Genomic DNA, 12,614 nt, shown 5'->3' on the forward strand with positions numbered 1-12,614 from the left:
ATATTATATCATTCTTCTATTAGAAATTGTAACGTAAACTAGCGTTCCACGTTCTTCCTATACCTAAGTAGTAACCAAATGCGTCTCTTTGGTTAATATATGCCTCGTTCAATAGGTTATAAATATTAGTTCTAAATGTCATAGCATTACCGCCTATAGTAAATCTATAAGTTAAACCAGCATCGGCTAAAGTATAAGCTGGTAATCTAACTGACTCATATTTATCTCCAGCTAAAGCAGCCTCTGCTACATCTGCAGGATCTACAAACTCATATAAATCGGTATAAATGTTATAATCCATATCTACAGAAAGACCTTCACAGATATCTGCTCTAAATCCAAGACCGAAAGATGTCTGAGGTGCGTTACCAACTTTTACATCTGTTAAGTCAGCTTTTCCGTTTGTAGTAATGAAATCACCTGTATCATCGTTTTGAAGTGTATAAGGTGTTTCACCATCATATTTCCAATTACCTAATGATCCGTAACCTCTTAATGACCATGTCGCACCTAAAGGACGATATTCTAAATCGAATTCAATTCCATTGTGCCTTTGGGTAACATCTGTTAATCGATACGTACTGAACTCATCATCTGATGTATTTAGCATACCATCGTCACCAGCTTGTACAGGACCATTTAATGATAAAAATCTATTTCCCCATTCTGTACTATAAACATCAATATTAATTCTTAAGGTATTATTTTTAAATCGATATCCACCTTCAAATCCTGTAATTTCTTCATTATCAACTTCAGGTTCAGCTAATCTATTATCATATCTTATATCAGCAAAAATATTATCTAAGAATGGTTGACGAGAATAAAATCCTGCATTAGCAAAAATAGAATGTTGTTCATTAAAAATATACGCTGCACCACCTTTTATATTGTATCCTTCTTTGCTTACTTTTTTAGATTTCCCTAATCCATTTCCTCTTCCTGTAAAGAATCCTTCTCTCTGATATGATTGTGTAGATACAGCACCTTGTACAAATGCTGAGAAATTTTCATTTGCATACTCTGCTTGACCGAAAGCACCTAAATATTGAATTACTTCTTCGTAATTGTAATCATATCTTTGATCGTTATCTGCAAAATCAAATAACGCCGACCAAGGGTTAGCTTCATAAGTTTCAGTTATTACATAATCACTTGGACGATCAGTTCTGAAATTATCATTATAACCATCTAAACCAAGTGTATTGTTCAATTGTCTAAAGTGAAAACCATTATAAGTTCTACCATCTACACCAATATTCATTGACCAATTTTCATTAGCTTCATATTGTAGATTAGAAAGTAAACCATACCAATTATGGTTATTCACAGATGATCTTCTTAAATAAGAATCACCAAACGTACCGTATTGACCACCATCTATAGTAGTTGCCGTAGCAATATTATTTTCTACGATTGCATCAAAATTTATTTCTCTTTCGTTTCTTCCTGTAATTCCTATATCTTCATTTCTAATTCTACCTCGACCTACACCGCCAGTTCCACCACCACGTCCCCATGATGCGTATAATACGGTTGATAAATCTAATTTATCGTTGATATCTAAATCCCAGTTTAAGTTAGCAACTGGTTTGTGGTAATAATTACGTCTTTCTGTAAAACGCTCACCATCAAGAAAACCACTGTTACTATTTGCTTTTTCACCATATTGCTCATAAAACTCTAAGCTTTGTGAGAAATTTTGATCATGCCATTGAGGTGCACCTGTAATTAAGAGGTTAAATGTATTTTTTTCATTTGGCTTATAACCTACAGAAAACAAGTAATTCTGCCCTTGACCTGCTGTACCAATTGAATACTTTCTATGTGCTTGCCAGTGGTCTAATAAAAATGAAAACGCCCATCCTTTGTCGTTTACACCTGTATTATAAGATGCCGTTGTTTTAAGATAGCTATCATTACCTCCAGTAAATCTAATAAATCCACCTTGAGTTTTATCGGTAGTTCTTGAAATAATATTTACTGTTCCACCAACCGATGAAATTGCTAGTTTAGATGAACCTAGACCTCTTTGAACTTGCACTGCATTGGCAACATCTGCCATACCAGACCAGTTAGACCAGTACATTCTGCCATCTTCCATTCCATTAATCGGTTGACCATTTAACAAGTATGCCGTATTTGTTTGATCAAAACCTCTTAAGAAAATTTGGCTATCACCAAAACCACCTGCTTGGTTAGAAACGTAAACCGAAGGGGTGTTTTTAAACGATTCACCAAATTCTGCGTTACCAGCAATTTTTAGTTGAATGTCTTTTCCTCTGATAGTAGACACTGCAACTGGTGTTCTTCTTGATTCAGCTAAATCAATCACTCCTGTTCCTACAACAACCACTTCTTCTAATGTGTTGTCTGTGTAGAGTACAATAGTTCCTAAATCAGCGTTACCATTAAATTCAATTTCTTTTGGAGAAAACCCTACATAAGAAATTACAATAATACCAGAATCCGACTGCGTAGTAATAGTGAAATTACCGTCAAAGTCTGTAGTTGCACCATTTGTCGTTCCTTTCTCTAAAATATTAGCACCAGGAAGTGGTGTATTCATTTCAGCATCTATTACTTTACCTTTAATAGTGCTTTGTGCAAATGCCGCCGTAGTGCATATCATTAATACAGCTGCAATTAAAAATTGATTAAATTTTTTCATATAAAATTTAAGTTAATTGGTTTTAAAAATCACAGCAAAATTAGTTATAACAGCGGTATTTACATTACCTAAATGTTAAGAATTTTAACACAACAAAGTTAATTACGTAATTCGCAATATATATGCATGCATAATTAATTTATCGCAAACTTTTTGAAATATTTTAGCGATTTTTTCTAAAATAATTGATAAGATTTTGAGTAGATGAATCGTGATTTCCTTTAGCATTATGGTCAGTAAGTTCATTTAAGATAGATTTGGCTAAATGTTTGCCTAATTCTACGCCAAACTGATCATAACTGTAGATATTCCAAATAACACCTTGCACAAAAATTTTATGCTCATACATTGCGATTAGCTTACCTAAGCTTTCTGGTGATAATTTTTGTATTAATATTGAAGTTGTTGGTTTATTACCTTCAAATATTTTAAATGGAAGTAACTTATTAATTGCTTCATCAGATAGATGCTGTCCTTTCAATTCAGACAAAACTTCTGCTTTTGTTTTACCATTCAATAAAGCTTCCGTTTGCGCAAAATAATTGGACATTAGTTTATCATGATGGTCTGTATCTCCATGCAAAGATTGAATAAAACCAATAAAATCTGCTGGAATCAACTTTGTACCTTGATGTATTAGTTGAAAAAATGCATGTTGGGAATTAGTACCTGGTTCTCCCCAAATTATTGTACCTGTTTGGTAATTAACTCGTTTTCCATCTCTATCAACACTTTTACCATTACTCTCCATTATTCCTTGTTGCAAGTAAGTTGCAAATTGGTTTAAATATTGTGTGTAAGGTATTATTGCCTCGCTTTCTGCATCAAAAAAATTATTATACCAAATGGTTAATAGCGCAGAAATAACAGGAATATTAGTATTGAAATCTGAGGTTTTAAAGTGTTCATCCATTTTATGTGCTCCCAAGAGCAAATCTTCAAAATTGTCATATCCTACGGCAAGACTTATTGATAAACCAACGGCACTCCACAATGAAAAGCGACCACCAACCCAATCTTTCATTGGGAAAATATTGTTCTCATCGATACCAAATGCTTTAACACTATCTATATTTGTAGATACCGCTACAAAATGCTTAGAAACCGCTTCTTTAGGCTGAGATTCTAAGAACCAAGTTCTGATAGAATTCGCATTAGACAACGTTTCCTGAGTTGTAAACGTTTTTGATACAATAACAAAAAGGGTAGTTTCAGGATTTAAATTTTTAATGATTTCTTTATGGTGATCACCATCAACGTTACTAACAAAATGTGTGTTTAAATGGTTCTTGTAGTATTGCAGTGAATCAACAACCATAGCTGGCCCCAAATCTGAACCGCCAATACCAATATTTACAACATCAGTAATTACTTTTCCTTTATATCCTTTATGACTGCCAGAAACTACGTCATTAGTAAAAGCCTCTATCTTTTGTTTTACCTGTTGCACTTCCGGTATAACATTAATACCGTCAACAAATACTTCATTCGCTTTTGATGCTCTCAAGGCAGTATGTAAAACTGCTCTACCTTCTGTTGTATTAATTATATCTCCTTCGAAATACTTTGAAATAGCATCTTTTAAGCTAACCTCATCAGCAAGATTTACCAACAAATCTATAGTTTCTTCTGTAATCCTGTTTTTTGAAAAATCTACATAAAAATCGTCCCATTTAACTGTTAAGTTTTCTGCTCTAGCCGGATCTGCCGTAAATAGTTCTCTTAAATGTTTGTCTTTTATTGAATGAAAGTGAGATTGCAGTTTTTGCCATGCATTTGTAGACGTCGGATTAGTTGCTTTTAGTGCCATTATAATGGTTATGAAATTGGATCTTCAGTTATAGAATTTTCTGTTTTGTTTGAATCTGCTTCGAGGAAGAAGATGTTGTCTAAGCGCTGTTTTATTGGCTTAATATAATCTAAGTATCTTACTTTTAAACTATCTGAAATAGGTTCTGCTTCCGGTAGTTTTTGCTTAAAAGGATCTACTTGTTTTCCGTTCTTCCAGAAACGATAACAAACATGTGGTCCACCAGTATTACCGGTCATACCAACATAACCTATGATATCACCTTGTTTTACAAATTGTCCTTTTTTTACGGCTTGTCTGCTCATATGCAGATATTGTGTGCTGTAGGTTGCATTATGTCTAATTTTTACATATTTACCATTACCTCCTCGCCTTGTAGACTCTACAACTGTTCCATTAGCAGTAGCCATTATTGGAGTACCGACTGATGCTGCAAAATCAGTTCCTTTATGCGGTCTTAACTTGTAGCCGTAATATGCAATGCGTCGTTTAAGATTATAGCGAGAAGATAGTCTTCCAAACTTTACTGGCATTTTTAGAAATGCACGTCTTAAGTTTTTTGCTTCTTCATTAAAATAGTCTTTAATACCTTTAATTGAATCTGTTTGAAATTGAAATGCATACAACGAATCGCCGTTATGCTCAAAGTAGGCGGCTCTTACATCGTGTACTCCTGCATAGATTGTATCATTGATATACTTATCTGTATAAATCACTTTAAAACGGTCGCCAGGTTGCAATCTTCTAAAATCTATAGTCCAAGCATAAATATCATCTGCCATTTTATAAGCAAGTACCTGGCTTAAGCCTTTCTGTTCTAATGTTTCTGAAATATTATTTTCTATTACACCAGTAGCTGTTTTTTCGATATAGGTTATGGGTTTTGTTCTGGTATAGGCTTGAATTGAATCTTTAAAATCAATAACAACATAATCCTCCAGATTCTGCTGATAGATAAACGTTGAAGGTTTTTTGAGACTATCATTAAGGGTTTCATTTGGAAACAACAAGGTGTAAGGTTTACCAACTTGTAATTTCGTTGCAATATCGAAAGTATCTTTGGCTTTCTCTGCAATCTGATATATTTGCGGATAACCAATGTTATTACGTTCTAGAATTATACCAAAGGTATCTCCTTTTCTTATTGTATCTCTTTTAAATTCGTATTCCTTTAAATCAAAACCAAATTCATAGATTTTCTCTTCCTCAACTATTTCCGCAAGTTCCTTTTGATATTCCTTCTCTGGATTTTCTTCTTTACACGTTACAATACTAACTGCAATGACAGCTGCTGCTACTAATCGTTTCAATCGCATTAATGATGCTAATTATAAGTTATTTCCCCAATTTTTTAATTCTTCATCTGACCATAATTCTGGAAAAAAAATACGTCTCTGATATTTAGGATGCATGTACTTTTTCCAATCACTACCACCAGTTGCTTCACCATCTCCTATACCACTATCAATATAATGTTTTGCCGCATTATAATGGGCCATCACCCATGTTACATTAACGGTATAATCATAATGTCGCATTGCCTTGACTAAGTCTATACCTTTCTGATCTTCCTCAGGCAATTCCTTAAAACGTGTCCAAAGATTTTTGGTATTGTAAGACTCCATAAATCTTAAAAACTCATCTTTATAACGCTTTTCAAAATTAATTAAAAGCGTTGATTTTTTGCCAGTTTTATGATCTTTTCCTGCAGCTTGCCAATATAAATGTTCAAAGGCATGCGTATATGGTGTATTTCTATCTATTTCTGCTCTAAATCTGTAGTCTATTAAATTAATTAATTCTGTAGAGGCAAACTCTATCAATCTATATTGAGCACTTTGAAATCCGCTTGCAGGAGTCAGCGTGTATCTAAATTTCATGTATTGCTCCACTTCCATACCTTCTCGCATTATATTAAACGAGGTTGTAAGCATATCAAAATAACGACTAACACGCATTATCTTGCTTTCAAAAAAAGTAACGTCTAAATTCTCTTTCTCTGCTACTTGGGAAATCTCCCAAAGTATCATTTTAAAGATAAGTTCATTAATTTGATGATAGGCGATAAACACCATTTCATCTGGCAACGTTGTACGTTGAATTTGAAGATTTAGTAATGCATCGGTTTGTATATAATCCCAATACGTAATCGGCTTGCTATAAAGCAAGCCATATAAATGGTCGTCTGTATCTTGATCTATTTTTTCGTACTTCTCTTGAAGAGCCTTTACTATTTCGTCGTAATTTGGTTGGTCTGACATAAATTAATTATCAAATTCTATCGGAAAATAGTGTTTTAATCCCTTGAATGCAATTAAATCTGCACGTAAAGAACCTACCGCCAAATCAGCTTGAATTTTTAATGGAATCTTGTTTTTATCAGCACTAACCCAAAGTGTTAAACTCTCTTCTTCTTTAAATACTCGACCTGCCATTACATAAGGTCTAAACTTAAGTGTTTTTACCTTACCAAATTCAGTCTTTACAGTTTCTCGACCTAAATATTTTAGTTTAAAACCATAGTTTTCTGCATCAAAAAACATATTTGTTTGTATCTCATCGCCTTGTGTAAGGGATGAAATATCAATCTTGTTTCTTAAATAATAGTACATAGAAACCATATCTTGTACGTCTTTCTCTGTCGCTACTGTTTTTACTTTTTTCTTCTTCTTGTTATGAACAACAGCTTCTCTATTATTATGGTCAAATTGAATTTCAATGTCCTTTGTATGGCCGCCTTCATCGATTTTTCGTATAAATTTATAAGGTACGCCCGTTTCTTTATCGAAATAACTTTCGTAACGATCTTTTACTTTAAAGAATAATTTTATAGCTCCTGTTGTCCAACCTTTACCAACAACATGATAAACTGGTTTTCCATCTAAGTTAGATTCTTTTAAAGACAACGTAGCATTACCAGCTTTTAAAAAACCACTGTAGCTCATCTCAAATTTAAACCACTCTCCATTCTGAAAAGCAGACTCTTGCTTTGCTTTCGGTGCGTTAAGTCCGGTAAAAAAAAGTAATATGGTAAATACGTACTTCATATCTTATAGATTGTAAATGTAAAAAATGTAACCCATTATTTGTGTTACAATTATCTTAAATACAATTACTATTCCAAATGTATTAATTCGTTGAAATACGAACCAAAATACAAGGCTAATTTTAAAATATTCTCGTTAAATGCTCACATTTCGGTATTGCTACGATACTATGTTAGAGCAAACCAAAAAACGCATAATTATAATAAGATTATGTAAAGTTTAAAATTTTAGAGTTGGTTTTTTGCGCGTTTAACTGTAGGGAGTTAAACGCGCATACGCTTTATAAGGTTCCTCTTTTGGCTTGTTCTCTTTCAATAGATTCAAATAATGCCTTGAAATTGCCAGCTCCAAAACCACGTGCTCCCATGCGTTGAATGATCTCAAAAAACAACGTTGGTCGGTCTTCTACAGGTTTTGTAAAAATCTGTAATAAGTACCCTTCTTCGTCGGCATCAATCATAATACCTAGACTCTTTAGTTTTTCGATATCTTCTCTTAACTCGTGACTAAATTCTTCTAATCGTCCTGGTACTGCTCTATAATATGCATCTGGTGGTGTAGATAAAAACTCTACTCCATTAGCTCGTAGTTGTGATACGGTTTTAATAATATCGTCCGTTGCAACGGCAATATGTTGCACACCTGCACCTTCATAAAAATCTAGATACTCTTCGATTTGAGAACGTTTTTTCCCCTTTGCAGGCTCGTTTATTGGAAATTTTATTCTACCATTTCCATTAGACATTACTTTACTCATTAATGCTGAATATTCGGTATGGATTTGCTTGTCATCAAATGATAAAAAGTTTTCAAACCCCATAACATCTTCGTACCATTTTACCCATACATTCATTTGATTCCAGCCAACATTCCCTACCATATGGTCGATATATTTTAATCCTGCTGTAGGTGGATTGTAATCAGATTCCCATTTTTGAAAACCTGGTAAAAATGCACCGTTGTAGTTTTTACGTTCAACAAACATGTGAACGGTTTCACCGTAGGTGTAAATTCCTGCTCTAACAACCTCGCCGTGTTCGTCTTTTTCAACTATAGGCTCCATATAAGATTTTGCTCCTCTAGATGTTGTTTCGTCATAAGCCTTTCTGGCATCTTCTACCCATAAAGCTATTATCTTAACTCCATCTCCATGTTTTACGATATGATCGTTTATTGGTGACTTACTGCTTAACGGTGTCGTTAATATTAACTTAATCTTATCTTGTGTTAACACATAACTTACAGAATCCTGAGCACCAGTTTCTAATCCACGATACGCATGCGATTGAAAACCAAATGCTGTTTTATAAAAGTGTGCAGCTTGTTTGGCATTACCAACATAAAATTCTACATAGTCTGTTCCTAAGAGCGGTAGAAAGTCTTGCGCTCCTTCAAATATTTTTTCTAAACCGTAGTTTACATTTTCTATTTCTTTTGACATATTTTATTTACTTTGTCATTCCTGCGAAGGCAAGAATCTAAATTTAAATCTATTTTTAAACTCATGATATTCCTGCCTACCCAGGAATAATGGATTACTCCAACCAAGACTTATAGTAATCCTCATCTGCTATTTTTATCGCTTCTTCTGTAACTTTTAATGGTTTAAAAGTATCTACCATAACAGCAAGCTCATCTGTTTTTACTTTACCAATACTTCGTTCCATTGCACCTGGATGTGGTCCATGCGGAATACCTGCTGGATGCAATGAAATATGACCAGCATCAATATCATTTCTACTCATAAAATCACCATCTACATAATACAAAACCTCATCACTATCTATATTACTATGGTTATAAGGAGCTGGCACTGCTAATGGATGATAATCATATAAGCGCGGCACAAAACTACAAACCACAAAGGCATCTGTTTCAAATGTCTGATGCACTGGTGGTGGTTGATGAACTCTACCTGTTATTGGTTCAAAATCGTGTATTGAAAATGCGTACGGATAATTATACCCATCATAACCAACAACATCAAAAGGATGTGATGCATAAACCATTTCTATGATTTCGTCTTGTTTTTTAATTTTGATTAAAAAGTCACCAGATTCATTATACGTTTCTAATTCATGCGGCTGTCTTAAATCGCGCTCACAAAAAGGTGAATACTCTAATAACTGGCCAAACCAGTTACGATAGCGTTTTGGGGTATATATTGGTCTGTACGATTCTACAATGAATAAGCGATTATCTTCAGTATCAAAATCTAGCTTATAGATAATTCCTCGTGGTATCAACAAGTAATCACCATATTTAAAATCGAGATTACCAAGCATGGTTCTTAATTTTCCCGTGCCTTTATGGATAAAAATTAATTCATCGGCATCAGTGTTTTTATAGAAATAATTATTTGTGGATTCCTTCGGTGCAGCTAATATGATATTACAATCACTATTAGTCAATACAATTTTTCTACTATCTAAATAATCATTTTCTGGTTTTACTTTAAATCCATGAAGGCGATACGATTGCATATTATTGGCCCTAGCTATTTTTGGGGCAACACTATATTGTTTTTTTATAGCTTTAACCTGAGTTGGTCGTTGCTCGTGATAACTATTTGTAGACATCCCATCGAAACCAATAGTTCCGAATAATTGCTCATAATAAAAATCGCCGTTTGGCTTTTTAAATTGTGTATGTCTTTTTGGTGGAATTTTTCCTAGTTTATGATAAAATGGCATATGTTGTATTGTTTAACTGTTGAATTGTTTATTCGTTTATTCGTTTATTTGGTATAAATCGAACAACATTTAAAGGTACAAAAAATGCGTGTTTATTCCGGATTCCTTTTGATAAGGAAGTGTAAGTGTTGTTTAATATCTTTCCAGAATGCTATCATAGTTACACAAAGTTGGTGAATTTTTAAATTAAAACCAAAACCCTAAGTTAAAAAACCAATAGCTTTCACCTGTTTCTGGTGAGTAGTTATATTTTCCTTCTAATGGCCCTAAAAATGTTTCTAATGAATACCCTAAAGCATAACCACTATAGTCTGGCGCTGTTAACCATTCACCAGATTCAAATATGCCGTCTTCTATATTTGCATAATTTGCGGCTATAAGAATATGATGCTTTTTAAATAGCTCGTAATCTAAGGTAAATGTAGCTTTCATAAAACTATCACCAGAAAGTGCTATAAAGTCATAGCCATAAAACGAATAAAAGTTATTAATAAAATTATTAGCATAACCACCCAGAGCAAAACCTAATGAAGTTGTAGAATTGTCCCCAATTTTAAACCCTCCATTCGCTTCAGATTTTAGTGCTAATTTATTACTGAAACTAAAGGCATATCCAATATCTGCTTTAGCGATGGAAAATTCTTCAAAATCTCTATTAAACCCTGATGCATTTAAATACAAATGAAAATCCCCATTGAAGTAAAACCCATTTTTAGGAAAATAAGAATTGTCGTAATCATCAAAAATTAAATTTCCAAACAGACCAAAATAATCTGTGTTTTCAAAAGTAATATCGTCTTCCTGATCTTCATCAATTATAGTCTCTGATGTAATTTTAAGTCGCTTGTATTCTGCACCTGCACGCAAGGCAAAGTCTTTTCTAAAAATAGTTTGTAGATATATCTGATTTGTAAAATCTGTTAGCTCCACATCTATTCTGTTTAAGCCTGTTAACAACGGAGAGCCCTCTTCTAAAGCTAACAATGGATTTACGTTTTTATTAAATTGATTAAAGCGCGATTTAACTCCTATACTGATATAAAAACCTTTATCTATAAAATAATCAAAATTATATCTTGAATTATCGCCTAGAATTACATCTAATAACGCTATATCATTATTAAACAACAAACGCTTTTTTGTAATGTTGGCTAACAAAGCACTCTTATACAAATCGTCATAATGAACACCAAGTTTTAAAAATATTGTAGTTTCAGATTCTCGTATGTCTCCTTTGAGTTTATAGCCAGAATCTTCAGAATTTGGTTCAAGATAATATCTGAACGTATCAAAATTGTTAGTTGCAATAAGATTATTTATGCCTTTTCTAAACTTAGTGAAACTTATTTTATTTTCATCTTTAAATTTTAACTTACCTAACAAATAGGATCTGGTATATCTTTCATTGCCATCTATATTAACTGACTTTATGGTAATACTATCCGTAATTTTTAACGCTGGTCTTTCAACATTGGCTATTTGTTGATTTTTTATATCTAAAAGCGCATCTAAATTCACTTGTGCAGCAGCTTCACCATTCGCAATGATATCTCTTCCTTCATCAAATGAAATCACTGAAAAATCGGTGATATCTGGTTTTATATAGACATCAGTTAATGGGGCTTTATCCTTCATGGCATTTATAGTACGGAAATTATTAATTTGAAGTAAGATCTCTGGTGCCGACTTTAATGACCCTCTATCTCTTAAAGCATCTTGCACATCTACTCCTATTATTATGTCCATACCTTTATCCCGAAGTTCTTCTACTGGAAAATTATTGGTTACACCTCCATCAATTAATATTCTATCACCTACAACAACGGGTTGAAATAAAGAAGGTAAAGCACCACTTGCAGTAACCGCTTCTGCCAATCTTCCTTTATCCATAATTACAGACTCACCAGTCTCTATGTCTGTAGCTATGCAAAAAAATGGTATCGGTAACTTATCAAAATCTCGTATTTCGTCTACAGGGAGCATTAATTGATATAACAAATTATATACATTTTGTCCTCTTGATAATGCTGACGGTAGACTAATTTTAAAATTATCAAAAGGTAAACTAACTGCATACTTTTCGGCATTTTCCCGTTCGTAGAATGGTTTGGACGCTCTTGGAAATGCGTCATTAATTAATTCATTAAAATCTTGATTGTTAAACATGGCCTCAAGTTGCTTACCTGAATAACCTGTTGCGTATAAAGAGCCGATAATCGCTCCCATGCTTGTGCCAGAAATGTAGTCTATTTTTACACCTAAACTATCTATAACCTTTAAAACGCCAATATGGGCAAATCCTTTAGCCCCACCTCCACTAAGTACCAATCCTACTTTAGGTTCTTTGGATTCTTGTGCATTTGTTATATTAATACCGGTACAAATCAAGAGCG

Annotated in this window: 8 protein-coding genes; all 8 read right to left on the minus strand. The window is 33.5% G+C overall.

Features of this window, described 5'->3' with window-relative positions; genetic code table 11:
* Nucleotides 1-19: 19 nt before the first annotated feature.
* The 8 genes from ACTG3Y_RS00710 to ACTG3Y_RS00745 all read right to left on the minus strand — a co-directional run bounded on the left by ACTG3Y_RS00710 (nt 20) and on the right by ACTG3Y_RS00745 (nt 12,609).
* On the minus strand, nt 20-2,671 hold the full coding sequence (locus ACTG3Y_RS00710) for a TonB-dependent receptor domain-containing protein (protein ID WP_439151000.1): 2,652 nt from the start codon (nt 2,669-2,671) through the stop codon (nt 20-22).
* Nucleotides 2,672-2,834: 163 nt separating this feature from the next.
* The gene (gene pgi / locus ACTG3Y_RS00715; RefSeq protein ID WP_439151001.1) at nt 2,835-4,481 is read right to left on the minus strand and encodes a glucose-6-phosphate isomerase; all 1,647 of its coding nucleotides are present in this window, start codon (nt 4,479-4,481) and stop codon (nt 2,835-2,837) included.
* A gap of 8 nt (nt 4,482-4,489) precedes the next feature.
* Nucleotides 4,490-5,797: a peptidoglycan DD-metalloendopeptidase family protein gene (locus ACTG3Y_RS00720; protein ID WP_439151002.1), complete on the minus strand. Its 1,308-nt coding sequence runs from the start codon at nt 5,795-5,797 to the stop codon at nt 4,490-4,492.
* A 12-nt stretch (nt 5,798-5,809) separates the two neighbouring features.
* Nucleotides 5,810-6,742 (minus strand): tryptophan 2,3-dioxygenase family protein, encoded by a 933-nt coding sequence (locus tag ACTG3Y_RS00725; RefSeq protein ID WP_439151003.1) that lies wholly within the window; start codon nt 6,740-6,742, stop codon nt 5,810-5,812.
* Between the two features lie 3 nt (nt 6,743-6,745).
* Nucleotides 6,746-7,528, minus strand: a complete 783-nt coding sequence (locus ACTG3Y_RS00730) for a DUF3108 domain-containing protein (protein WP_439151004.1) — start codon at nt 7,526-7,528, stop codon at nt 6,746-6,748.
* A gap of 280 nt (nt 7,529-7,808) precedes the next feature.
* Nucleotides 7,809-8,969, minus strand: coding sequence for a 4-hydroxyphenylpyruvate dioxygenase (gene hppD, locus ACTG3Y_RS00735; RefSeq protein WP_439151005.1), 1,161 nt, complete (start codon nt 8,967-8,969; stop codon nt 7,809-7,811).
* A gap of 94 nt (nt 8,970-9,063) precedes the next feature.
* Nucleotides 9,064-10,221: a homogentisate 1,2-dioxygenase gene (locus ACTG3Y_RS00740; protein ID WP_439151006.1), complete on the minus strand. Its 1,158-nt coding sequence runs from the start codon at nt 10,219-10,221 to the stop codon at nt 9,064-9,066.
* A gap of 186 nt (nt 10,222-10,407) precedes the next feature.
* Nucleotides 10,408-12,609 (minus strand): patatin-like phospholipase family protein, encoded by a 2,202-nt coding sequence (locus ACTG3Y_RS00745; protein ID WP_439151007.1) that lies wholly within the window; start codon nt 12,607-12,609, stop codon nt 10,408-10,410.
* Nucleotides 12,610-12,614 lie beyond the last annotated feature (5 nt).

The sequence above is a fragment of the Winogradskyella sp. genome (genome assembly GCF_965656915.1).
In the GTDB taxonomy this organism is placed as follows: domain Bacteria; phylum Bacteroidota; class Bacteroidia; order Flavobacteriales; family Flavobacteriaceae; genus Winogradskyella.

What these genes read in the sequence shown, in the direction of transcription:
- ACTG3Y_RS00710 (WP_439151000.1), bottom strand. Translation starts at nt 2,671, where the DNA reads ATGAAAAAATTTAATCAATTTTTAATTGCAGCTGTATTAATGATATGC.
- pgi (WP_439151001.1), bottom strand. Translation starts at nt 4,481, where the DNA reads ATGGCACTAAAAGCAACTAATCCGACGTCTACAAATGCATGGCAAAAA.
- ACTG3Y_RS00720 (WP_439151002.1), bottom strand. Translation starts at nt 5,797, where the DNA reads ATGCGATTGAAACGATTAGTAGCAGCAGCTGTCATTGCAGTTAGTATT.
- ACTG3Y_RS00725 (WP_439151003.1), bottom strand. Translation starts at nt 6,742, where the DNA reads ATGTCAGACCAACCAAATTACGACGAAATAGTAAAGGCTCTTCAAGAG.
- ACTG3Y_RS00730 (WP_439151004.1), bottom strand. Translation starts at nt 7,528, where the DNA reads ATGAAGTACGTATTTACCATATTACTTTTTTTTACCGGACTTAACGCA.
- hppD (WP_439151005.1), bottom strand. Translation starts at nt 8,969, where the DNA reads ATGTCAAAAGAAATAGAAAATGTAAACTACGGTTTAGAAAAAATATTT.
- ACTG3Y_RS00740 (WP_439151006.1), bottom strand. Translation starts at nt 10,221, where the DNA reads ATGCCATTTTATCATAAACTAGGAAAAATTCCACCAAAAAGACATACA.